Consider the following 21,510-nt stretch of genomic DNA (forward strand, 5'->3'; position numbering starts at 1 on the left):
TTCCGGAGACCCTCGGAGATCCCCTGAGGCTCCCCGAGATCCGTTGCAGCGAGACTCCCTGAGATCCCTGTAGCGAAACTCCCTGCGATCCCTACAGGGCCTTCGCCGAGGTCTTCGCCTCGATGCGGTTCAGCACCTTGATCTTGCCGCCGGTGCCCTTCGCCGGGACCGTGACCGCCTGGCCCGACACCGTCGTGAACGCCATCCGCGTGGTCTTCTTCACCGGTCCGTCCATGATCCCGCGCAGCTGCGCCGGCACCGTGATCATCAGGCCCTTGGAGACCGTCTTCAGCTGGTGGTAGACGGTCGAGAAGAACACCAGCGCGCCGCCGTCCGTCGTCCGCAGCGCCACCGGCGGCAGGTCCGACGCCTGGTCCTCCCACTGGATGCGGGCCCCGGGCTGGTTGGCCTGACCGGCGCGCCAGGCCCGCAGCTGGTCGGTCTCGCTGCCGGACGCGAACTGGCCGCCGCTACCGGTGCCGAGGTAGTCCGCGTACGCCCGGCTGAGCTTGCCCGGATCGACGGTCAGCCCCGAGGAGCCGTCCAGCGGCACCGGCTCCGCGTAGCCGCCGGTGGTCTTCAGCTCCGGAGCGGAGTTGCCGGGGAAGGTCGCGAAGTACACCGCCCGCCACCTCGCCTTGATGCTGTCCCGGCTGAACACCAGGTACCAGCGGGTGTTCTCGCCGCTGCGGTCCCGGCGGTTGCTGAGCGCGTCCCCGATGAAGTACTTCGGCCAGCCCTTCTGCTTGGGCACGGTGAAGTGGGTGTCGGTGAACGACAGCGGGGCGAAGCTGGGGTTGCCGTTGGGCCGGACGCCGTGCGCGGCCTTTATCTGCGCCTGGTCGATGGCGAGCAGCGCACCGGCCTCGAACGAGGCGTTCACCGTCGGATCCAGCGTGCGATTGGCCTTGTTGAAGCCGTCGGTGAAGCGTTTGAGCGCCTTGGCGGCGTCGGCGTGCGACACCGCGGGCAGCACCTCGCGCTCGCCGTGCACCGTCATGCATCCGCTCAGCAGCACCAGCGCGGCTGCTGCCGACGTCACTGCTGCGGGCACCCGGAACGGCGACCTGCGTGTCATGGGGCTCGGGCTCCTTCGGGGCGACCGGGGCGGACGCGGGCCGCCGGGGTGGCACGGATTCGGCGCAACGATACCCGGTGGCGCGCGGCGGGCGCGGGGGTCGGGGTGACGTTCGTCCCCGGCCGGTGACCGGCGGGGCGCCCGGCGGACAATACGCGGATGACCGAGCCGAACGAGCCGAACGAGTCGAACGAGCCGAACGACCTGAACGAGTCGAACGAGCTGAACGAGTCGAACGACCTGGACGAGCCGGGCGAGGTGTCCGACGGCGGCCGCCCCGGGGTGGAGCTGCTCCGGGTCTTCTGCGGACCGGACGGCGGCGGGGGCAATCCGCTGGCCGTCGTCCTGGACGGTGCCGCCCTTCCCGACCCGGCCGACCGGGCCGCCCTCGCCGCCGAACTCGGCTACAGCGAGACGGTGTTCCTCGACCCGGCCGCGCCCGGCGACGCCCCGGACCTCGCCGCCGTGGACATCCACACCCCCAGCGTCCGCCTGCCGTTCGCCGGGCACCCCCTCGTCGGCCTCGCCTGGCTGCTGCGGAGCCTTGGCCGGCCGGTGCGGTCGCTGCGGCCGCCGGCCGGCGTCGTCGACGTCCGCCACGACGGCGACCTGACGTGGGTGCGCGCCCGCGCCGCCTGGGTCCCCGAACGCCGCACCGCGCGGTACGGCTCGGTCGCCGAGGTGGACGCGCTGCCCGCGCCGCCGCCCGGCGAGGGCTGGCTCTACGCCTGGGCCTGGCAGGACGAGGCCGCGGGCACGGTGCGCGCCCGGGGTTTCCCGCGGCGCGGCGACGCTGTCGTCGAGGACGAGGCGACCGGCGCCGCGGCCCTGCTCCTGACGCACCAGTTGGGCCGCGCCCTGGACATCCGTCAGGGGGCCGGCTCGCAGCTGCTGACCCGGCCGTGCGCCGACGGCACGATCGAGATCGGCGGCCGGGTGCGCGCCGGGGTGCCGGACGTGCCGTGACCGGTGGCGGGGCCGGGGCGCGGGCGTCGCGCCCCGGCCCGCCGCCTCACGCCGTGTGCGGGAACTCCTCAGCCAACTCCCGGAAGACCGCGCCGTTCAGCGCGAACGCGCGCCGGCACTCGTCGATCACCCGCTGCTTCTCCAGATCGTCCACCGGCAGCCCGTCCAGCAGCTCGCGGTACTCCCGCTTGAAGGCGGCGGGGTTGCCGATGTCCGTGAAGACGTAGAAGCGGACGCCGTCGCCCTTGCGCGCGAAGCCCCAGGTCTTCTCGGCGGTGCCGCGGATGATCTGGCCGCCGGAGAGGTCGCCCAGATACCGGGTGTAGTGGTGGGCGACATAGCCGGCCGGCCAGGTGCGGGCGCACTCGGCTATCCGCTCGGCGTACGCGGCGGTGGCCGGCAGCGGCGCCAGGCCGGTGCGCCAGCCGGGGCCGCCGAGATGGGCGAGATCGCGCGCCAACTCGGCGGTGCGGGCCAGCTCCGGGCGGAGGAACGGGCCCGCGACCGGGTCCGTGGCGAGCCGCTGCGGGACGTCCTCCAGCGCGCGGTAGACGAACCACAGCTGCTCGGTGTAGCGGCGGTACGCGGCGACGCCGAGCCGGCCGCCCAGCAGGTGGCCCATGAACGGGGAGTTCTCGGCCTCGGTGTGCTGCGCGTGGGACGCCGTGCGGATGGCCGTCGAGAACGACGGGGCCTCCTCCTGCACCGGCGGGGCCGGCGGCTCGGGGGAGGACGGGGTCGGGCGGGACGCTTCCAAGGCGGGCCTCCGGGGGACCGGGAGAGCGCGGACAGGAGTCGTGCGGCGTGCGGTGGTGCGGCGGGAACAGGCCGTGACGGATGCGTGACGGATACGCGCAGCCGCCAGGTCAGGATCACCTCACTACGCAGAGCGGGCCCTGGTCAACCTGTTCCCGACAACCTGTCGGTAAAAACGCTACTCCCGCCCGGATCAGGGCAGCGTAAGGATCTCCGCGCCGGTCTCCGTGACCACCAGCGTGTGCTCGAACTGCGCGGTCCGCTTCCGGTCCTTGGTCACCACCGTCCAGCCGTCCTCCCACATGTCGTACTCGTACGTGCCCAGCGTCAGCATCGGCTCGATGGTGAAGGTCATGCCGGGCTTGATGTCGGTGGTGTGGTGCGGGCTGTCGTAGTGCGGGACGATCAGGCCGGAGTGGAACGACGAGTTGATGCCGTGGCCGGTGAAGTCGCGGACCACGCCGTAGCCGAAGCGCTTGGCGTAGGACTCGATGACCCGGCCGATGATGTTGATCTGGCGGCCCGGCTTGACGGCCTTGATCGCGCGGTTGAGCGACTCCCGGGTCCGCTCCACCAGCAGCCGCGACTCCTCGTCCACGTCACCGCACAGGTACGTGGCGTTGTTGTCGCCGTGCACGCCGTGGATGTACGCGGTCACGTCGAGGTTCACGATGTCGCCGTCCCGCAGGACGGTCGAGTCGGGGATGCCGTGGCAGATGACCTCGTTGACCGAGGAGCACAGGGACTTGGGGAAGCCGCGGTAGCCGAGCGTGGAGGGGTAGGCGCCGTGGTCGCACATGAACTCGTGGGCGACCCGGTCCAGTTCGTCGGTGGTCACGCCGGGCGCGATGTGCTTGGCGGCTTCCGCCATCGCCTGGGCGGCGATCCGGCCGGCGATCCGCATCCGTTCGATCGTGTCGGCGTCCTGCACCTCGGGTCCCGTATAGGGCGTGGGCGCGGGCTTTCCCACGTACTCGGGGCGGCGGATCGAGGCGGGGACGGGGCGGGTGGGGGAGATCTCCCCCGGGACAAGAAGCGACTGGCCAGACATGCCAGCGAGTGTATCCGCGGGCCGTCGGGCAGGATGGTGGCACGGGAGCCCAGCACAGGAGGCGGCGATGGCGCTGTTCAAACGGCGGACGGTCGGCAAACCGGGCGAGTGGTTCTACTGCCTCGTACACGGGACGGTCGAGGAGGGGCCCCAGTGCCGCGCCGCCGACCGCTTCGGCCCGTACGCCACCCGCGAGGAGGCGGCGCACGCCATGGAGACCGCCCGCGAGCGCAACCTGGAGTGGGAGACCGACCCCAGGTGGCACGACATGGGCAAGGGCGGCAGCGGCGGCAAGAACGAGAGCGGGGGTGACGGGGGCGGCGGGGGCGCGGCCTAGCCAGGGCCGGTCCGCGCCAGGGCCGGTCCGCCGCCCCGCGCCGGCCCGGGCGGGCTCACCAGCGCGGGGGCGGTGGGGCCGCCAGGGTTTCGGCGAGGCGGGCCAGGCGGTCGCGGAAGCGGCGGCGGTGCCGCGGCGCGGGCCGGCTGTTCTCCCCGGCGGCGGCGCTGACGAGGTGCTGGACGGTGTCCAGGTCGAGGTCCGCGGGCCGCGGGAGGTCCGGGGCGTCCCGGGTGCCGGGGCCGGGCGGCGCGGCCGTGGGGTCCTCCGGTGGTGGGGCGGCGGTCAGCGCGTCGTGGGCCAGGGCGTGCAGATCGCGGTCGCCGGAGCCCAGCGCGAGCACCGTGGCGCCGTTGCGGCGCGCGTCGTGCACCCGCTCCAGCAGCCCGTCGTCCGGCGGCTCCGGCGTCACCACCAGCAGCGTCGCGCCGCGCCCGGCCGCCGCCAGCCGTCCCGGGCCCACCGCGAGGTGCGCGGGCGCCCCGGCGGGGACGCGGTGCCGGACGAGGGTGGGCGACAGTTCCGGCAGTCCCGACCAGGCGGCCTCGTCGTCGAGGTGGGCGGCCAGGTGCCAGGGCTCGTAGCCGGCGGTGCCGACCAGCAGCAGACCGCCGCCGTGCGGGGCGACGGCGGCCCGCAGCGAACCGGCGAAGCGGCGGGTGGCCTCGATCCACTCGGTCCCGGCGAGGACCTCGCGCAGCAGGGCGACGCGTACGGCATCCATGGCGCGGCATGGTGCCGCACGGACGGGCCCGACGGAGGCCGGAACGTGCGGTGTCACCCGTACGGGGGGTGTGGTGCCGGGAGCAGCCCCGCTTCGGTCAGCCGACGTCCCACCTCCGCCACCGACTCCTCGCTCAGGGGGATCTGCGGCAGGGCGGTGTCGCGGTGGGCGATCACACCGAGCAGGTGGAGCGCCGCCTTGAAGCCGCCGAGGGCGGAGGAGCCGCGGCCCATCTCGGCCTCCGGGCCGGTGTCGGTGAGGCCGAAGAGGGCGACCAGCCGCTCCTGTTCGGCGGCCGCCCGGGGCCAGTCGCCGGCCCGGGCGGCGTCGTGGAGCCGTACGTAGCCCGCCGGATCGACGTTGCCCAGGCCCGGGACGATGCCGTCGGCGCCCGCCAACAGGGCCGCGTCCGCGGTGAGTTCGGAGCCGGTGAGGACGGCGAAGGCGGGCGCGGGGCCGGTGCGCCGGGCGGTGCGGCCGCCGAGCCCGACCAGCAGCCGGCGCAGCGAGCCGTCGTCGCCGCTGGAGTCCTTGAGCCCGGCCAGGGTGCCGTCCTCGGCCAGGGCGCGGACCAGGGCGGGGGAGAGCCTGCCGGGCACGGACACCGGGATGTCGTAGGCGATCAGCGGCATCCCCGTGGCGCCGCGCAGCCGGCGGAAGTGGGCGGCGATCTCGCGGGGGTGGGTGCGGACGTAGAAGGGGGCGGTGGCGACCAGGGCGTCGGCGCCGAGCGCGGCGGCGGTCCGGGCGTGCTCCAGGACGCGGGCGGTGGTGGTGTCGATGACCCCGGCCAGGACCGGGACCCGGCCGGCGGCCGCGGTGACCACCGTCTCCAGGACGGCGGCTCGCTGACGATCCGTCAGGTAGGCCGCCTCTCCGGTGGAGCCGAGGGCGAACAGGCCGTGCACCCCGGCGTCGAGGAGGCGGCGGACCAGGCGGGACAGGGAGTCGGTGTCGACCTCGCCGTGCGGGTCGAGCGGGGTGCAGACCGGTGGGATGACGCCGTGCAGCGGAACGGTGAGTGCCATGAGGGCTCCAAGGGCTGCGCTGAGCTGGGACATCGGACATGGGATGTCCGATATCGCGGTTCACAATAAGTGTGCGCGCAGGTACCCGGTCAAGGAGTGCCGCCCCGACGGCGGCCGAACAGGGTGACGGCGCGCGGCACATGGGGCGCGGGAGACGGAAGAGGGCGATGGGGATGGCGCGAGGGACGATGTCCGAGGACGTCCAGGCGCGGATCAAGCAGCTGATCCTGGAGCGCGGGCTGACGCCGGGCGATCCGCTGCCCACCGAGGCCGAGCTGGTCGCCATGCTCGACGTCAGCCGCAACTCGGTCCGCGAGGCGCTCAAGGCGCTCCAGGCCATGCGGATCGTCGAGATCCGGCACGGTTTCGGCACCTACGTCGGCGCGCTCAGCCTGGAACCGTTCGTCGAGGGCGTCGCCTTCCGGGCCGCCGTCCGCCACCACCAGGGCGAGCCCAGCCTCTACGAGCTGCTGGAGGTCCGCGAGGCCCTGGAGGCGGGGCTGATCGGCACGGTGGCGCGCGGCCTGTCGGACGCGGACCTCACGGTCCTCAGGGGGCTGGTGCAGCGGATGGCCGAGGAGGCGCGCGGCGGCGAGGTGCTCAGCGCCACCGACCGGGCCTTCCACCTCGCGCTGTACCGGTCGCTCGGCAACCATCTGCTGAGCGAGGTGCTGGACGCGTTCTGGGCGGCGCTGCGCCGGGTCCGCGACGACCTCGCCGACGTCCGGACGGACCCGGAGGTGACCTACCGCCGGCACGCGGAGATCGTCGACGCGCTGGAGGCGGGCGACGGGGAACGGGCCGTCGCGGCGATGCACCGGCACTTCGACGGGATCCGGCGGCGGCTGACGGCGTAGGGGCCGGCAGCGTGGGTTGTGCCCCGGCCGGGCGGACAGGGCCTGCCCGGTGTGCCGCGCGCCGGGCTCGTCCGACGGTCCGGGTGGGCGCGGTGTGCCACATGCCCGGCTCCGCCCCGCCCCGGTCGCCCCGTTCACCCGGATTTCACCCCGTGTCGCCGGTGTCGTCGCCGACACGGAAAGGCGTCATGTGCCGTGCCTTGACGGGCAGTTGGGGCCTTCTTATCGTCCGCAGGACAAGGGACGTCCTACGTCCCGCCCAGCTGAGGGGTGAGCCGACGGGCGACGGCAGCGCCCGCGAGACCCCCGCCTTCCGCCGCATCCCCTCAAGGAGCCGGCATGACCAGCACAGACAGCCCTCGCGGCGGCGTCCGCCGGAGAACGGTCCTGGGCGGGGCGGCCGCCGTCGCAGCCGGCGCGGCGCTCGCCGGCTGCGACAGCGGCGACGGCGGCGGCGCGCCCCGGGAGCGGAAGAAGGGCCAGAAGATCACCCTCACCTTCTGGTCCTGGGTGCCGGGCATCGACCGCCCCGTGGACCTGTGGAACCGCCGCAACCCCGACGTCCAGGTCAGGGTGGAGAAGGTGTCGGCGGTCAACGGCGAGCAGTACGCCAAGATGCACGCCGCGATCAAGGCCGGCAACCCGCCCGACCTGGGCCAGATCGAGTTCCCGGTGCTCCCCGGCTTCCTCCTGGACGGCGGGTTGCGTGACCTCGCCCCGCTCGGCGCCGCCCGGTACCGCGACAGGTTCTTCGCCTGGCAGTGGCGGCAGGCCGTCTTCGGCTCCGGCATCTATGCCGTCCCGCAGGCCAGCGGCCCGATGGGGCTCTTCGTCCGCCAGGACCTCTTCGACCGGTGGGGCATCCAGGTGCCCCGGACATGGGACGACTACGCGGACGCGGCGAAGGAGATCCGCCGGCACGGCGCCTGGATCGAGACCTTCGCCCCCACCAACGGCAACCGCTTCGCCGGCCTGGCCTGGCAGGCCGGCGCCCGGTGGTACGCCACCCACGGCGACACCTGGATCGTGCACCTCGACGACGCCCCCACCCGCCGGGTCGCCGACTACTGGGAGGCGCTGGTCCGCCGGAAGCTCGTACTGACCATCCCGGACCGCCGGGACGCCTGGTACAAGGACCTCCAGACCGGCGCCATCCCCGCCTGGGTGGGCGCCAGTTGGGGCGACGCCCTGCTGGCCGGCAACGCGCCCGGTACCAAGGGGAGGTGGCGGGCCGCCCCGCTGCCCCAGTGGCGCCCCGGCGGCCGGGCCCACGCCAACTGGGGCGGCTCCACCACCGCCGTCTTCGCCAGGGCCGGCTACCCCCGAGACGCCCTGGACTTCGCCGTCTGGCTCAACACCGACCCGCAGTCGATCGCCCTGCTCATCCAGGGCGGCTACGGCTTCCCCAGCGCCAAGGCCGGCTACGCCGCCACCGCCCTCGACGCCGACAAGGACTTCTTCGGCGGCCAGCCCTACAGCCGGGTCTTCGCCGACGCCGGGGCCCACGTGGACACCAGCTGGCAGTGGGGGCCGGGCGTGGACACCCTCTTCCAGCGGCTCGGCGACGCCTTCACCGACGCGCTGGCCGACGGCGGCTCGTTCCGCTCGGCGCTCACCCAGGTGCAGCGCCAGACCGTCGCCGACCTGCGGGACAAGGGCCTGAAGGCGGAGAGCGGCACATGAAGCGGCGCATGAGCGGACGCGGCGGGCCCGCGGCCGGGGCGGCCACCGCGCGGCGCCCGCGCCGGGTCGCACGCCGGACCGCGCGCCCCGGCGGCCGCGACGCCCGGGCCGCGGCCGGCTTCGTCCTGCCCTTTCTCGCCGTCTTCGCCCTCTGCTACCTCGCCCCCGTCTGCTACGCGGTGTGGACCAGCCTGCGGCGCACCACCCGCACCGGACCGCTCGGCCTGGGCACCGAGCGCGAGGCGTTCGCCGGCCTCGTCAACTACGCCCAGGCGCTGGCCGACGACCGGTTCCTGGCCGGCTTCGGCCGGGTGCTGCTCTTCGGCGCCGTCCAGATCCCGCTGATGACGGTGCTCGCCACCGCGCTGGCGCTGCTCCTGGAGAGCGCCGCCGCCCGCTGGGTCGCCTTCTTCCGCGGCGCCTTCTTCCTGCCCTACGGGGTGCCCGGGGTGATCGCCTCGATCCTGTGGGGCTTCCTCTACGTCCCCGGCCTCAGCCCGCTGGTGCGGATCGCCCAAGGAGCCGGCTGGGACGTCGACTTCCTCTCCCGCGGCAGCGTGCTGTGGTCCCTGGCCAACATCGTCACCTGGCAGTTCACCGGCTACACCATGCTGGTGCTGATCGCCCAGCTGAAGTCCGTCCCCGGCGAGCTGTACGAGGCCGCGCGGATCGACGGCGCGAGCGCCTGGCAGGTGGCCCGCCACATCAAGCTCCCGCTGCTCCGCCCGGCGCTGGTGCTCACCACCGTCTTCAGCATCATCGGCACCCTCCAGCTGTTCGCCGAGCCGATGGTGCTGCGCCCGCTCACCTCCGCCATCGACTCCGGCTACACCCCCAACCTGCACGCCTACAGCGAGGCGTTCGTCGGCGGCAACCAGCACCGGGCGGCGGCCGAGGCGGTGCTGCTGGCGCTGGTGGCGTGCGCGGCCTCGTCCGTCTTCCTGCGGCTGGCCGGCGGGCGCCGGAAGGACCGCCGATGAGCAGCCCGGTCCCGGTGCGCCACCGGATCATCACCAGCTCCCTGCTGGCCGTCGCCGCCCTCTACTTCCTCGCGCCCGTCTACTGGCTGGCCGTCTCCGCCACCAAGAACAGCGCCGACCTCTTCGGCACCTTCGGCTTCTGGTTCTCCGGCCACCCGCGGCCGCTGGCCCACCTCGCCGCCGTCCTCACCTACGACCACGGCGTCTACGTCCGCTGGTTCGCCAACTCCCTGCTCTACGCCGGGGCCGGCGCGGTCTGCGCCACCCTGCTGTCCGCCGCGGCGGGCTACGCGCTGGCGAAGTTCCCGTTCCGGGGGCGGGAGGCGGTCTTCGGCCTGGTGCTGGCCGGGGTGCTGATCCCGTCCACCGCGCTGGCCCTGCCGCTGTACTTCCTCTTCAGCGCGCTGGGCCTGGCCGACACCTACGCGGCGGTGCTGATCCCCAGTGTGGTCAGCCCGTTCGGGGTCTATCTGTGCCGGATCTACGCGGCCGCGGCGGTGCCGGACGCGCTCCTGGAGGCGGCCCGGATCGACGGCGCGGGCGAGGCGCGGATCTTCGCCGGGCTGGGGCTGCGGCTGATGGGCCCGGCGCTGGTCACCGTCTTCCTGTTCCAGTTCGTGCACATCTGGAACAACTACTTCCTGCCGCTGGTGATGCTCTCCGACTCCGGCCTCTACCCGGTCCAGTTGGGGCTGACGACGTGGCTGGGCTACGCGGACCGGCAGCCGGTGCTCTACCAGTACACGGTTGGCGGCGCGCTGCTGTCCGTACTGCCGCTGATGGCCCTGATGACGGTGCTCCAGCGGTACTGGCGCACCGGGCCGGCCGAGGGCGGCGTCAAGGCGTGACCACGCGGCCGGCACCGACCCGGGCGTGACAGTATCGCTGTCATGACTACTTCCGACGCTGCTGCCACCCCGGCCGGGTCCCCGGCCGAGCCCTCGTCCGCCGCCAAGCCGGCCCCCCGCGACCCCTGGGACCTGCCGGACGTCTCCGGCCTGGTGATCGGCGTCCTCGGCGGCACCGGCGACCAGGGCCGCGGCCTGGCCTACCGGTTCGCCCGGGCCGGCCACAAGGTGATCATCGGCTCCCGGGCCGCCGAGCGGGCAGAGGCCGCCGCCGACGAGCTGGGCCTGGGCGTCGAGGGCGCCGCCAACGCCGACTGCGCCCGGCGCAGCGACGTGGTGATCGTCGCGGTGCCCTGGGAGGGCCACGCCAAGACCCTCGAGGCGCTCCGCGCGGAGCTGGCCGGCAAGCTGGTGATCGACTGCGTCAACCCGCTCGGCTTCGACAAGAAGGGCGCCTACGCGCTCCGGCCCGAGGAGGGCAGCGCCGCCGAGCAGGCCGCCGCACTGCTGCCGGAGTCCCGGGTCACCGCCGCCTTCCACCACCTCTCCGCGGTCCTGCTCCAGGACCCGGAGATCGCCGAGATCGACACCGATGTGATGGTGCTCGGCGAGCGCCGCGCCGACACCGACCTGGTGCAGGCGCTGACCGCCCGCATCCCCGGCATGCGCGGCGTCTTCGCCGGCCGGCTGCGCAACGCCCACCAGGTCGAGTCGCTGGTCGCCAACCTGATCTCGGTCAACCGCCGCTACAAGGCGCACGCCGGGCTCCGGGTCACCGACGTCTGAGCCGGCCCCGCACCGGCTTCCGGGTCCGGGCGGGGGAGGGGCCGGCGGGGCGCCGCCCGGCATAAGGGACACTGGGACGGACCGCACGACCCGACAGGAGCCGACCCCATGCCCTCCCTGCCCCCGCCCGGACCGGACCGGCGCCTCGCCGCCCTCGCCCTCGCCGTGTGCGTGCTCGCTGTCGCCGCGGGGGTGGTCTCCTTCGTCGAGGGCAGCTTCGTCGGCATCGTGTGGGTCCTGCTGGCGGGCGTCTCCAGCAACATGGCGTGGTACTACGTCCGCAAGGCGAAGCTGGAGCGGGCCCGCCGGGCCGAGGCCACCGGCGGCCCCGCCGCCTGACGGCTCTCGAAGACGGGCCCGGGGCGCGTCCCTACGCCGTCCCGGTCCCGACGAGCTGCGGCACCTGCGGCTCGCCCTGCCAGAAGCGGAAGAACTCCTGGCCCCAGTAGGTGTCCCAGGCCGGCACGCCCAGCCCCCGCAGGACGGTGTGCACCAGCTCGAAGAAGACCTGGTTGACCTCGGGCACCCACAGCAGCCCGAAGACCGCCAGCATCCCGAATGGCGCGTACGGCGCGACCTGCCGCCGCACCCGGTCCGACAGCCAGGGTTCGAGCACGCCGAAACCGTCCAGGCCGGGCACCGGGAGGAAGTTCAGGATCGCGGCGGTCACCTGGAGCAGCGCCAGGAACGCCAGCGCGTAGCGGAACGGGTCCGGGATGCCGTCCAGGGCGTGCAGCCAGAACGGCGCGCTGACCACCGCGGCGAACAGGGCGTTGGTCAGCGGCCCGGCCGCCGAGATCATGCTGTGCTTCCAGCGGCCGCGGATCCGGCCGCGCTCGATGAACACCGCGCCGCCCGGCAGCCCGATCCCGCCCATGACCACGAAGAGCACCGGCAGCACGATGCTCAGCAGCGCATGAGAGTAGACGAACGGGTTGAGGGTGAGATAGCCCTTCGCGCCCACCGTGATGTCGCCGCCGTGCAGCGCGGTGCGGGCGTGCGCGTACTCGTGCAGGCACAGCGACACCACCCAGGCCGCCGTCACGAACAGGAAGACCGCGAAGCCGGTGCTGGCCGCGAGCGTCCCGCTCCAGACGGCCCAGCCGGAGACCGCCAGTATGGCGACGAGCGCGAGGAAGACCGGGCTGACGCGGCGGTCGGCGCGCGGGATTGCGGTGGTCATCGGTACGGGGCTCCCAAGGGGTCGGTCGTGGGCGGTCGGTTGCGGGCGGGGTTTCCCGGCCACGGGCGGGGATTCCGGCCACGGGCCCGCGGACGGGCCGCCCATGACCGTAACCGCCGGGCCGCCGCCGGCGCACGGGCCGGAGCGGGCCGGGGCCGGGCTGGGCGTGCCGGGTCGGGCCGGGTCGGGCACGCCCCGTACCCGGAAACGTCGTTCGGTGCCCGGGGAGTTCCGGCGGCGGGCGACAATGGGCCGGTGCGCTACGGAATTCTCGGCACCACCCGGGCCGGCCGGGCCGACGGCACCCCCGTCGCCCTGGGCGGCCCCCGGCTGCGCGCCCTGCTGGCCGCGCTCGCGCTGCGCCCCGGCCGGGCGCTGCCCGCGGACGCCCTGATCGCCGACGTCTGGGCCATGGACCCGCCGGCCGACGCGCCCGGCGCCCTCCAGGCGCTGGTCGGCCGGCTGCGCCGGGCCCTGGGCCGTTCCGCGATCGCCTCCGTGGACGGCGGCTATCTGCTGTGCGCCGAGCCGGACGCGGTCGATCTGCACCGCTTCGAGCGGCTGACGGCGGAGGGCGGCCGGGCGCTGGACGCCGCCGACCCGGACCGCGCCGCGGCCCTGCTCGACGAGGCGCTGGCGCTCTGGCGCGGCCCGGCCCTCGCCGACCTGCCGGAGGCGGCCGTCGAGGCGGCCCGCGCCGAGAGCCGTCGGCTGGACGCCCGGCGCATCCGTCTCGCCGCCGACCTCGCCCTGGGGCGGGCCGCCCACGCGCTGCCCTCCCTGACCGCGCTGTGCCAGGACCACCCGCTGGACGAGCCCCTGCACGCGCTGCGGCTGCGCGCCCTGCGCGCCGCCGGCCGCACCGCCGAGGCGCTCGCCGCGTACGAGGAGATACGCACCGGCCTCGCCGAGCGGCTGGGCGCCGACCCCGGCCCGGAGCTGCGCGCCCTGCACGCCGAACTGCTCCAGCCGGACCTCGCGAGGGTCCCGGCGGGCACGGCGGTCCCGGCAGTCGTGTCGGTCCCAGTGGCGGTTGCCGCCGTGCCCGCCGCGCCAACTGCCCCGGACGCCCCTGCCCCCGCCCCGGAAGCGCCCGCCGCCCCCGCCCGTCCCGGCAACCTCCGGGCCCGCCTCACCTCCTTCGTCGGCCGCGAGCAGGACCTCGCCGCGCTCCGCGCCGATCTGGCCGCGCACCGGCTGGTGACGCTGCTGGGTCCGGGCGGCGCCGGCAAGACCCGGCTCTCCCAGGAGGGCGCCGAGACCGCCGCGGCCGCCCTGCCGGACGCCTGGCCGCACGGCGTCTGGCTGGCCGAACTGGCCCCGGTGGACGACCCGCGGACGGTGCCGGAGGCGGTGCTGACCGCGCTCGGGGCCCGCGAGACCGTCGTCCGGGCCACCACCGCCGAAGGTCTGCGGGCCGCCGCCGACCACGCCGTCCGCGACCCGCACGCCCGGCTCGCCGAACACTGCGCCGACCGCCGGATGCTGCTGGTCCTGGACAACTGCGAGCATGTGATCGGCGCCGCCGCGGAGCTCGCCGAACGGCTGCTCACCGCCTGCCCGGGCGTGACGGTGCTGGCCACCAGCCGGGAGCCGCTGGCCGTGCCGGGCGAGGTGCTGCGGCCGGTGGAGCCGCTGCCCGACCCGGTCGCGCTGCGGCTGCTGGCCGACCGCGGGGCCGCCGCCCGCCCCGGCTTCCGGGTCGACGCCGACGAGGCGACCGCGATCGCCTGCGCCGAGATCTGCCGCCGGCTCGACGGCCTGCCGCTGGCGATCGAACTCGCCGCCGCCCGGCTCCGCCTGATGACGCCCCGTCAGCTCGCCGACCGCCTCGACGACCGCTTCCGGCTCCTGACCAGCGGCAGCCGCACCCTGCTGCCGCGCCAGCAGACCCTGCGCGCGGTGGTCGACTGGTCCTGGGACCTCACCGACGAGCCCGAGCGGGCGGTGCTGCGCCGGCTGTCGGTCTTCGCCGGGGGCTGCGACCTGGCCGCCGCCGAGGAGGTCTGCGCGGCCGGCGGCGTGGCGCCGTACGAGGTCGCCGGGCTGCTCGGCTCGCTGATCGACAAGTCGCTGGCGGTGGCCGACCCGGACGGCGCCGCCGACGACTCCGGGGCCGCCGGGGCCGGGGCGCAGATGCGCTACCGGCTGCTGGAGACCGTCGCCGAGTACGCCGGGGAGCGGCTGGACGAGGCCGGGGAGCGGGCCGCCACCGAGCGCCGCCACCTGGTCCGCTACCGCGAACTGGCCCGCACCACCGACCCGTTGCTGCGCGGCCGCGGGCAGCGCGCCGCGATCGACCGGCTGCAGCTGGAGCACGACAACCTCCGTACCGCGCTGCGCCGGGCGATCGCCGCCGGCGACGAGCACGAGGCGCTGTGCCTGGTGCTCTCCCTCCAGTGGTTCTGGTCCCTGCGCGACCACCGCGGCGAGGCCCACACCTGGGCCCGCGCCGCCGGCGCCCTGGGCCCCAACCCGTTCACCCCGCCCGTCGTCCCCGCCCCCGACCTGTACGAGCGGCCCATCGACGCACCCCCGCCGATGGCCCCCGCACAGCTGGCGGAGGCCCGTCGCCAGGTGCGGCTGGTGGCGCTGTCCACCCTCGACGCCGGCCTGCGGGCGCTGCACAGCCCGGAGATGCGGGAGGAGCTGTCCGGGATCCTCGCCGCCTACCGGCCCGGGATGCCGCAGACCTGCAAGGTGCCCGGGGTGATGTGGTACTTCGCGGTGGTGCTCACCGGCCGCTGGGAGGACCTGAGCGGACTCCTCGACGCCGCGGTCGAGGCGTGCCGCCGCCACGGCTACGACTGGGAGCTGGCCTTCGTCCTCCAGCTGCGCTCCCGGGTGCGCAACGGCCGCCGCGGCGGGCCGGCCCGGGCGGCCTCGTACGCTGACGAGGCACTGCGGATCTTCCACCGGCTGGGCGACGCCTGGGGCGCGTCCGAGGCCCTGGCCGGCCGCGGCGAGACCGCCGAGAAGCGTGGCGCGTACGACGCCGCTGCGCACGACTACAAGGCCGCCATGGTGCACGCCGAGGCGCTGGGCGCCCACGGTCAGACCCTGATGCTGCGCGCCCGGCTGGGCGGCGTGCTGTTCGAGTCCGGCCGGGCGGACGAGGGCGAGCGGATGCTGCGGGAGGTGCTGGCCGAGGCGGAGACCCGCAGCAGCGGCCGGGACGCGGTGCCGTTCACGCGCATGGCGCTGGCCGTGCAGATGTCGGTCACCGGGCGTATCCAGGAGGCCCGCCGCGAACTCCTCGCCGTGCGGGAGACGTTCGCCGGGCACGGCCCGGATCTCTTCCTGGGCCTGCTGGACTCTCTGCTGCTCTCGCTGGACGTGGACGAGGGGCAGCACGGTCCGGAACTCCTCCCGCGGCTCCGGCGGGCGCTGGAGCTGACCCGGGACCCGCTCACGGAAATGGTCGACCCGGATCTGCCGGTGGTGCAACTGATGCTCGGCGCCCGGGTGTTGGCGGCCGTCCGGGGCGCGGCCGGGGCCCGGGACGCGGCCCGGCTGATCGGCGCCTTCGACGCCCTGTGGGGCGGCGCGCAGGTGCCGCCGCGCTCCGTCCGCGAGGGCCGGGCGCGCGCCGAGGAGGCCGTCCGCGCGCTGCTGGCCGACCCGGACTACGAGGCCGCCCGGGCCGAGGGCGGTGGCCTCTCGCTCGACGAGGCCGCCGCCCTCCTCTGACGCGCGTCAGGTCTTGGAGCGGAACTTCCTGACCGCGAGCGGCATGGCGACGGCGGTGACGGCGACCGTCCAGCCGAGGGTGATCAGCGCCGAATGGGCCACCGCGCCCTGGCCGTTGATCAGCGCGCGGACCGCGTCCGCGAGGTTGGACAGCGGGTTGACCTTGGCGAAGCCCTCCAGCCAGCCGGGCATCGACGCCGTCGGCGCGAAGATCGACGAGCCGAACTGGAGCGGCATCAGCACCAGCGTCGCCATGCCCTGCACCGCCTGCGGCGTCTTTACGCTGAGCCCCAGCAGGATGAAGATCCACATCAGGGCGGCGCCGAAGACCGTGGACAGCAGGACCGCGCCGGCGAACTCCAGCAGCGAGCCGCGTATTTCGAGGCCCAGCAGGGCGCCCATGCCCAGCAGGATCGCGGTGGCCAGCAGCATCCGGCCGACCTCGATCACGATCTTGGCTATCAGGACCGAGGACCGGGCGATCGGCATCGTCCGGAAGCGGTCCATCACGCCGTTGCGGAAGTCCTCGTTGACGCCGGTGCCCACCGCCATGGCGACGTTGATGCCCATCATCGCCATCAGGCCGGGCACCAGATACTGCACATACCCGTGCTGGTTGCCCTTGCCGGCGATCGCGCCGCCGAAGACGTAGACGAACAGCAGGATGAAGATGACCGGCATCAGGAGGACGTCGAACAGCGTCTGCGGGTCGTTCTTGATCTGGACGAGGTTGCGCCGGGCCAGTGCGCCGATGTGCCGCAGATTGCTCCGCAGCCCGATCCGGCCCTCGTCCGCGCCGGCCTTCCCGGCCGGCGCCGTCATCGTCGCGGCACTCATGCCGTCACCTCCGCGTACTGCCGGTCGTTGGCGTCGCCGGCCGTGCCGCCGTCCGCCGCGTCGGACGTCTTCTGGCCCGTGACGGCCAGGAACACCTCGTCCAGGCTGGGCAGATGGGTGGATATCCCGGCCAGCGCGAAGCCTTGCCGGCCGAGCAGCCCGACCACCGCGGTCAGCTGCTCGTCGCTGACGATGGGTACGTTGACCACACCCCCGTCGTGGTCGGCCGTCGCCCCGGCGACGCCGTCCAGACCGGCCTGGGCGACGGCGCCCGCCATCTGGTCCAGCTCGCCCGCCGCGGCCGGCCGGATCTGCAGCGTCCGCCCGCCGACCTTGGCCTTCAGCTCCTCGACCCGGCCCTCGGCGATGACCCGGCCGCGGTCGATCACCGTCAGCTCGTCCGCCAGCTGCTCGGCCTCTTCCATGTACTGCGTCGTCAGCAGCACCGTCGCGCCCTCGCGCACCATCCGCCGGACCTCCTCCCACACCTCGTTCCGCGTGCGGGGGTCCAGGCCGGTGGTCGGCTCGTCCAGATAGAGGACCGCGGGCCGGCCGATCATCGAGGCGGCCAGGTCGAGCCGGCGCCGCATGCCGCCGGAGTACTTCCCGGCCGGGCGCCGGGCGGCCTCGGTGAGCGAGAACCGCTCCAGCATCGCGTCGGCGCGGGACCGGGCCTCCTTGCGGGAGAGGTCCAGCAGCCGCCCGATCATGTAGAGGTTCTCCCAGCCGGAGAGCTTCTCGTCGACCGAGGCGTACTGCCCGGTCAGGCCGATCCGGCGGCGCAGCGCGCGGGGCTGGCGCAGCACGTCGCAGCCGGCCACCACGGCGTGGCCGGCGTCCGGCACCAGGAGGGTGGACAGGCAGCGGACGAGGGTGGTCTTGCCGGCGCCGTTGGGGCCGAGGACACCGAGCACGGTGCCCTCCCGCACGTCCAGGTCCACCCCGTCGACGGCCTTGACCTCGCCGAAGTGCTTGACCAGACCGCGCACCTCAACGGCGTTGCCGCCCCTGGTGGTTGTCGTCTTTCGCGTCATGCCCTCAACGGTGCCGCACGCCACCGACAACGCACCGACAGGCCGCCGACAGCCCGGTGGCAGCGGCTGTCGGCGGCCCGTCCGCCGGGCCTCAGTGGAAGGTGTGCTCCTCGGCCGGGAAGGCGCCGCCGACCACGTCCTCGGCGAACTCCCGGGCCGCGTCGCCGAGCAGCTCCCGCAGCCGGAGGTACTGCTTGACGAACCGCGGCACCCGGCCGGCGGTGAAGCCCGCCATGTCGGTCCACACCAGCACCTGGGCGTCGCACTCGGCCCCGGCGCCGATGCCGACGGTCGGGATGTGCAGCGAGCGGGTGACCTCGGCCGCCAGCTCGGCCGGCACCGCCTCCAGGACCACCGAGAACGCCCCGGCGTCCTGCACCGCCTTGGCGTCCCGCAGCAGCTGCTGGGCGGCCTCCTCGCCGCGGCCCTGGACCGGGTAGCCGCCGAAGGCGTGCACCGACTGCGGGGTCAGCCCGACGTGCGCCATCACCGGGATGCCGGACGAGACCAGCAGCTCCACCTGGTGCGCGGAGCGCTCCCCGCCCTCCAGCTTGACGGCGCCCACCCCGGCCTCCTTGACCAGCCGGGTGGCGCTGCGCAGCGCCTGGACCGGGCCTTCCTGGTACGAGCCGAACGGCAGGTCGGCGACGACCAGGGCGCGCTTGGTGCCGCGGACCACCGCCGCGGACAGCATGGTGATCTCGTCCAGCGTGACCGGCACGGTGGACTCGTAGCCGAGGTGGCAGTTGCCCATCGAGTCGCCGACGAGCAGCACCGGGATGCCGGACTCGTCGAAGACCGAGGCGGTCATCGCGTCGTAGGCGGTGAGCATCGGCCACTTCTCGCCGCGCTCCTTGGCGGCGGCGATGTCGCGGACGGTGAGGCGGCGCGAGGCGGTGCCTCCGTAGAGCGCCTTGGGGTTGTCCTTGGCGGGCTTGGCGGTGGGCTCGGCGGTGGCCCCCGCGGCCGGCTTCCGGGCAGGCGAAAGCTGCGTCATGGTGACGGCTCCTGTTTCCTCATCTCGAAGCACCCTGACGGTGTCTCCGGACTCCCGTCCATGCTGGCACGGGGTGCCCCTGGAGCAAAAGGGGGCGGCGGCCGGCCGTGCGCGGCCGCCCCGGGGGCGGGGGAGCGGGCGCGGGTGAAGACCGGCGACGGGCCGCCGGGCACCGGGTCGCTCCGGCGAACCGGTGGCCTCGGACGGCGACTCACCAATACGGAACGGTCCCGTATCGCAACGAGCGTATGGTGACGCCATGGCCACCTCACCGCCCCCGCCGGGCGCACCCGGCGCTCCCGGTCCCTGCGGCGCGTCCGCCGCCTCCCGCATCCCCGCGCACATCCACCGCAGGCGCTGGCTCATCCTCTCCGTGCTGATGCTCAGCCTGCTGATCGTGGTGCTGGACAACTCCATCCTCAACGTCGCGATGAAGACCATCGCGACCCCGGCCCCGGCCGGCCTCGGCGCCACCCAGAGCGAGCTGGAGTGGGCGATCAACTCCTACACGCTGGTCTTCGCCGGGCTGCTGTTCACCTCCGGCCTGCTCGGCGACCGCCTCGGCCGGAAGAAGGTCCTCCTCTTCGGTCTGACGGTCTTCGGCACCGGCTCGGTGCTCGCCGCGGTCTCCGCCTCGCCCACCCAGCTCATCGCCTTCCGCGCCCTGATGGGCCTGGGCGGCGCCTTCGTCATGCCGGCCACCCTCGCCATCCTGATGAACGTCTTCGACCGCGAGGAGCAGCCCCGGGCGATCGGCATCTGGGCCGGTGGCGTCGGGCTGGCCATCGCCATCGGCCCGATCGCCGGCGGCCTGCTGCTCGACCACTTCTGGTGGGGCTCGGTCTTCCTCGTCAACGTCCCGATCGTGCTGATCGCGCTGGCCGTGATGGTGGTCCTGGTGCCCGACTCCAGGGACCCCGCCCCTGGGAGGCTGGACCCGGTCGGCGTGCTGCTCTCCGTGGTCGGCCTGATCCTGCTGGTCTACGGGATCATCAAGGGCGGCCAGCTCGCCGACTTCACCGCACCCCGGGTGCTGGCCACGGTGCTGAGCGGCCTGGTGGTGCTGGCCGGGTTCGTCGTCCACCAGAAGCGCAGCGACCACCCGTCCATCGACATCGGCCAGTTCCGCAAGCCGGCCTTCTCGGCCGCCGTCGCCGCCATCGCGCTGGTCTTCTTCGCGCTGATGGGCGTCACGTTCTTCATCGTCTTCTACGTCCAGACCGTGCGCGGCTACAGCCCGCTGGAGTCCGGGCTGCTGATCCTGCCGCTGGCCGCCGCCCAGCTGGTCTTCGCGCCCCGGGCCCGGCTCGCGGTGGACCGCTTCGGGGCCCGCGCGGTGTGCACCGTCGGCATGCTGGTGGTGGCCGTCACCATGGCCGGGATGCTGCTGCTGGGTACCGACACCCCGATCTGGGTGCTGGAGGTGCTGTTCTTCCTCCAGGGCACCGGCATGGCGCACATCATGCCGCCGGTCACCGTCACGATCATGCAGTCGCTGCCGCGCGAGAAGGCCGGCTCCGGCTCGGCGCTCAACAACATCTTCCGGCAGGTCGGCGGCACCCTCGGCATCGCCGTCCTGGGCTCGCTGCTCTCCACCAGCTACCGCACCGGCATCCAGGGCAGCCTCGACGCGCTGCGCGGGGTGCCCGACCCGGTGCGGGCCGCGGCCGGCGAGTCCATCGAGGCCACCCTCGGCCTCGCCGCCCGGCTGCACCCGCTGCCCGCCCGCGCGCTGACGATCAAGGCCGACGACGCCTTCCTGCACGCCATGCACGTCACCGCGCTGGGCTCGGCGGCCGTCTCGTTGGTCGGGGCCGTGATCGTCGCCGCGTTCCTGCCGGGCAAAATGGGCCCGGCCCCGCACGCCGCGGAGCCGCGGGACGGACGGAAGGCGGGCGCAGCACGATGAGCCGGGTGGCGGAAGACCGCGGACGGGCGGCCGGGGCGCGAGCGGGTGCGGCGGCCCCCCGGCGCCCGGGCCGCCCGCGCAGTGCCGCGGCCGACTCCGCCATCGTCGAGGCGGTGCTCCGGCTGATCGAGGACGGTGTCGCGATAGGCGAGCTGTCCATGGAGCGGATCGCCCGGGAGGCCGGGGTGGGCAAGGCCACCCTCTACCGCCGCTGGTCCGGCAAGAGCGCGCTGCTGCTCGATGTGATGCGGTCGCTGGACGTGCCCTGCCCGCCGCCGGACGGCGGCTCGGTCCGCGAGGACCTGGTGCGGCTGCTGGAGTTCCTGCGCCGCCGCGGCCTGTCCCAGCGCAGTTCGGCCGTGCTGCGCACCGTCGTCAGCCACGTCCGGTCCCAGCCCGAGCTGTGGGCGGAGTACCACACGACGGTCGTCCGGGCCCGGCACGAGGCGCTGCTCGCGGTGCTGCGGCGCGGGGTGGCCGGCGGCGAGATCCGCGCCGACCAGGACCTGGAGACCCTCGCCGACCTCTTCATCGGCCCCTTCCTGGCCCGCGCCCTCCTGCACGAGTGGAAGGAACTGCCCGAGGGCCTCGCCGAGGACATCGTCGACGCGGTGCTGGACGGCGTCCGGCCGCGGACGCCGGCGGAGCCCGGCCGCGTATGACGGGACCATGCCCGTTCTGTCACAGCCGCCGTCACGAACGCCCGGACCGGAACCCGGGCCCCCGGGCCCACCGTCCTCCCCTGCGGAACGCGCGGACGGATCCG

General features: G+C 74.4%; 20 protein-coding genes. 11 read left to right on the top strand and 9 right to left on the bottom strand.

Translation table 11 applies throughout. The features are described from left to right. Positions 1–91: 91 nt before the first annotated feature. The gene (locus tag ACRAS8_RS25345; RefSeq protein ID WP_438488298.1) at positions 92–1,078 is read right to left on the bottom strand and encodes a hypothetical protein; all 987 of its coding nucleotides are present in this window, start codon (positions 1,076–1,078) and stop codon (positions 92–94) included. Positions 1,079–1,237: 159 nt separating this feature from the next. Here ACRAS8_RS25345 and ACRAS8_RS25350 point away from each other — a divergent pair, with 159 nt between their 5' ends. After that, positions 1,238–2,044, top strand: a complete 807-nt coding sequence (locus ACRAS8_RS25350; protein WP_438488299.1) for a PhzF family phenazine biosynthesis protein — start codon at positions 1,238–1,240, stop codon at positions 2,042–2,044. Between the two features lie 46 nt (positions 2,045–2,090). On the opposite strand, the gene ACRAS8_RS25355 is transcribed toward ACRAS8_RS25350, so the two are convergent. Then, positions 2,091–2,750 (bottom strand): heme oxygenase (biliverdin-producing), encoded by a 660-nt coding sequence (locus ACRAS8_RS25355; protein WP_438490588.1) that lies wholly within the window; start codon positions 2,748–2,750, stop codon positions 2,091–2,093. A 243-nt stretch (positions 2,751–2,993) separates the two neighbouring features. Next, complete coding sequence (gene map / locus ACRAS8_RS25360; RefSeq protein ID WP_438488300.1) at positions 2,994–3,851, bottom strand: type I methionyl aminopeptidase; 858 nt, start codon at positions 3,849–3,851, stop codon at positions 2,994–2,996. Positions 3,852–3,918: 67 nt separating this feature from the next. On the opposite strand from map, the gene ACRAS8_RS25365 reads away from it, so the two are divergent. After that, positions 3,919–4,188 carry a hypothetical protein gene (locus ACRAS8_RS25365; protein WP_438488301.1) on the top strand — a complete coding sequence of 90 codons (270 nt, stop codon included), beginning with the start codon at positions 3,919–3,921 and terminating at the stop codon, positions 4,186–4,188. Positions 4,189–4,243: 55 nt separating this feature from the next. Here the strand turns inward: ACRAS8_RS25365 and ACRAS8_RS25370 are convergent, their stop codons facing one another. Both ACRAS8_RS25370 and ACRAS8_RS25375 read right to left on the bottom strand, forming a co-directional pair. After that, positions 4,244–4,912 (bottom strand): hypothetical protein, encoded by a 669-nt coding sequence (locus ACRAS8_RS25370; RefSeq protein ID WP_438488302.1) that lies wholly within the window; start codon positions 4,910–4,912, stop codon positions 4,244–4,246. 53 nt (positions 4,913–4,965) lie between these two features. Further along, entirely contained in the window at positions 4,966–5,940 is a 975-nt protein-coding gene (locus ACRAS8_RS25375; RefSeq protein WP_438488303.1) for a dihydrodipicolinate synthase family protein, read from the bottom strand. A gap of 173 nt (positions 5,941–6,113) precedes the next feature. Here ACRAS8_RS25375 and ACRAS8_RS25380 point away from each other — a divergent pair, with 173 nt between their 5' ends. The 6 genes from ACRAS8_RS25380 to ACRAS8_RS25405 all read left to right on the top strand — a co-directional run bounded on the left by ACRAS8_RS25380 (position 6,114) and on the right by ACRAS8_RS25405 (position 11,433). After that, a complete protein-coding gene (locus tag ACRAS8_RS25380) occupies positions 6,114–6,797 on the top strand; it encodes a FadR/GntR family transcriptional regulator (protein WP_438490589.1) in 684 nt (227 codons plus the stop codon). Between the two features lie 339 nt (positions 6,798–7,136). Continuing rightward, positions 7,137–8,480 (top strand): ABC transporter substrate-binding protein, encoded by a 1,344-nt coding sequence (locus tag ACRAS8_RS25385; protein WP_438488304.1) that lies wholly within the window; start codon positions 7,137–7,139, stop codon positions 8,478–8,480. After that, the gene (locus tag ACRAS8_RS25390) at positions 8,477–9,460 is read left to right on the top strand and encodes a carbohydrate ABC transporter permease (protein WP_438488305.1); all 984 of its coding nucleotides are present in this window, start codon (positions 8,477–8,479) and stop codon (positions 9,458–9,460) included. The genes ACRAS8_RS25385 and ACRAS8_RS25390 overlap by 4 nt, the downstream gene beginning before the upstream one ends. Next, complete coding sequence (locus tag ACRAS8_RS25395) at positions 9,457–10,308, top strand: carbohydrate ABC transporter permease (RefSeq protein WP_438488306.1); 852 nt, start codon at positions 9,457–9,459, stop codon at positions 10,306–10,308. The genes ACRAS8_RS25390 and ACRAS8_RS25395 overlap by 4 nt, the downstream gene beginning before the upstream one ends. Before the next feature lie 42 nt (positions 10,309–10,350). Continuing rightward, the gene (npdG, locus tag ACRAS8_RS25400) at positions 10,351–11,094 is read left to right on the top strand and encodes an NADPH-dependent F420 reductase (RefSeq protein ID WP_438488307.1); all 744 of its coding nucleotides are present in this window, start codon (positions 10,351–10,353) and stop codon (positions 11,092–11,094) included. Positions 11,095–11,202: 108 nt separating this feature from the next. Further along, the gene (locus ACRAS8_RS25405; protein ID WP_438488308.1) at positions 11,203–11,433 is read left to right on the top strand and encodes a hypothetical protein; all 231 of its coding nucleotides are present in this window, start codon (positions 11,203–11,205) and stop codon (positions 11,431–11,433) included. A gap of 31 nt (positions 11,434–11,464) precedes the next feature. On the opposite strand, the gene ACRAS8_RS25410 is transcribed toward ACRAS8_RS25405, so the two are convergent. Next, complete coding sequence (locus ACRAS8_RS25410; RefSeq protein WP_438488309.1) at positions 11,465–12,277, bottom strand: site-2 protease family protein; 813 nt, start codon at positions 12,275–12,277, stop codon at positions 11,465–11,467. 255 nt (positions 12,278–12,532) lie between these two features. On the opposite strand from ACRAS8_RS25410, the gene ACRAS8_RS25415 reads away from it, so the two are divergent. After that, positions 12,533–15,967: an AfsR/SARP family transcriptional regulator gene (locus ACRAS8_RS25415; RefSeq protein WP_438488310.1), complete on the top strand. Its 3,435-nt coding sequence runs from the start codon at positions 12,533–12,535 to the stop codon at positions 15,965–15,967. A gap of 6 nt (positions 15,968–15,973) precedes the next feature. Here ACRAS8_RS25415 and ACRAS8_RS25420 read toward each other — a convergent pair whose 3' ends face one another. The 3 genes from ACRAS8_RS25420 to panB form a co-directional block, all read right to left on the bottom strand. Beyond that, a complete protein-coding gene (locus ACRAS8_RS25420; RefSeq protein WP_438488311.1) occupies positions 15,974–16,804 on the bottom strand; it encodes an ABC transporter permease in 831 nt (276 codons plus the stop codon). Further along, positions 16,801–17,838: an ATP-binding cassette domain-containing protein gene (locus tag ACRAS8_RS25425; protein ID WP_438488312.1), complete on the bottom strand. Its 1,038-nt coding sequence runs from the start codon at positions 17,836–17,838 to the stop codon at positions 16,801–16,803. The genes ACRAS8_RS25420 and ACRAS8_RS25425 overlap by 4 nt, the downstream gene beginning before the upstream one ends. Positions 17,839–17,929: 91 nt before the next feature. Further along, a complete protein-coding gene (panB, locus tag ACRAS8_RS25430; RefSeq protein WP_438488313.1) occupies positions 17,930–18,835 on the bottom strand; it encodes a 3-methyl-2-oxobutanoate hydroxymethyltransferase in 906 nt (301 codons plus the stop codon). A 259-nt stretch (positions 18,836–19,094) separates the two neighbouring features. Here panB and ACRAS8_RS25435 point away from each other — a divergent pair, with 259 nt between their 5' ends. Together ACRAS8_RS25435 and ACRAS8_RS25440 are read left to right on the top strand one after the other, a co-directional pair. Further along, positions 19,095–20,744 (top strand): DHA2 family efflux MFS transporter permease subunit, encoded by a 1,650-nt coding sequence (locus tag ACRAS8_RS25435; protein WP_438488314.1) that lies wholly within the window; start codon positions 19,095–19,097, stop codon positions 20,742–20,744. After that, a complete protein-coding gene (locus tag ACRAS8_RS25440; protein ID WP_438488315.1) occupies positions 20,741–21,406 on the top strand; it encodes a TetR/AcrR family transcriptional regulator in 666 nt (221 codons plus the stop codon). The genes ACRAS8_RS25435 and ACRAS8_RS25440 overlap by 4 nt, the downstream gene beginning before the upstream one ends. Positions 21,407–21,510 lie beyond the last annotated feature (104 nt).

The organism is Streptomyces sp. S186 (assembly GCF_051603415.1).
Lineage (GTDB): Bacteria > Actinomycetota > Actinomycetes > Streptomycetales > Streptomycetaceae > Streptomyces.

Excerpts from the sequence above, each read along its gene's own strand:
- ACRAS8_RS25440 (WP_438488315.1), top strand. The coding sequence starts at position 20,741 with ATGAGCCGGGTGGCGGAAGACCGCGGACGGGCGGCCGGGGCGCGAGCG.
- map (WP_438488300.1), bottom strand. The coding sequence starts at position 3,851 with ATGTCTGGCCAGTCGCTTCTTGTCCCGGGGGAGATCTCCCCCACCCGC.
- ACRAS8_RS25385 (WP_438488304.1), top strand. The coding sequence starts at position 7,137 with ATGACCAGCACAGACAGCCCTCGCGGCGGCGTCCGCCGGAGAACGGTC.
- ACRAS8_RS25375 (WP_438488303.1), bottom strand. The coding sequence starts at position 5,940 with ATGGCACTCACCGTTCCGCTGCACGGCGTCATCCCACCGGTCTGCACC.
- ACRAS8_RS25390 (WP_438488305.1), top strand. The coding sequence starts at position 8,477 with ATGAAGCGGCGCATGAGCGGACGCGGCGGGCCCGCGGCCGGGGCGGCC.
- ACRAS8_RS25365 (WP_438488301.1), top strand. The coding sequence starts at position 3,919 with ATGGCGCTGTTCAAACGGCGGACGGTCGGCAAACCGGGCGAGTGGTTC.
- npdG (WP_438488307.1), top strand. The coding sequence starts at position 10,351 with ATGACTACTTCCGACGCTGCTGCCACCCCGGCCGGGTCCCCGGCCGAG.
- panB (WP_438488313.1), bottom strand. The coding sequence starts at position 18,835 with ATGACGCAGCTTTCGCCTGCCCGGAAGCCGGCCGCGGGGGCCACCGCC.
- ACRAS8_RS25345 (WP_438488298.1), bottom strand. The coding sequence starts at position 1,078 with ATGACACGCAGGTCGCCGTTCCGGGTGCCCGCAGCAGTGACGTCGGCA.
- ACRAS8_RS25435 (WP_438488314.1), top strand. The coding sequence starts at position 19,095 with ATGGCCACCTCACCGCCCCCGCCGGGCGCACCCGGCGCTCCCGGTCCC.
- ACRAS8_RS25420 (WP_438488311.1), bottom strand. The coding sequence starts at position 16,804 with ATGAGTGCCGCGACGATGACGGCGCCGGCCGGGAAGGCCGGCGCGGAC.
- ACRAS8_RS25405 (WP_438488308.1), top strand. The coding sequence starts at position 11,203 with ATGCCCTCCCTGCCCCCGCCCGGACCGGACCGGCGCCTCGCCGCCCTC.
- ACRAS8_RS25395 (WP_438488306.1), top strand. The coding sequence starts at position 9,457 with ATGAGCAGCCCGGTCCCGGTGCGCCACCGGATCATCACCAGCTCCCTG.
- ACRAS8_RS25350 (WP_438488299.1), top strand. The coding sequence starts at position 1,238 with ATGACCGAGCCGAACGAGCCGAACGAGTCGAACGAGCCGAACGACCTG.
- ACRAS8_RS25380 (WP_438490589.1), top strand. The coding sequence starts at position 6,114 with ATGGCGCGAGGGACGATGTCCGAGGACGTCCAGGCGCGGATCAAGCAG.
- ACRAS8_RS25425 (WP_438488312.1), bottom strand. The coding sequence starts at position 17,838 with ATGACGCGAAAGACGACAACCACCAGGGGCGGCAACGCCGTTGAGGTG.
- ACRAS8_RS25410 (WP_438488309.1), bottom strand. The coding sequence starts at position 12,277 with ATGACCACCGCAATCCCGCGCGCCGACCGCCGCGTCAGCCCGGTCTTC.
- ACRAS8_RS25370 (WP_438488302.1), bottom strand. The coding sequence starts at position 4,912 with ATGGATGCCGTACGCGTCGCCCTGCTGCGCGAGGTCCTCGCCGGGACC.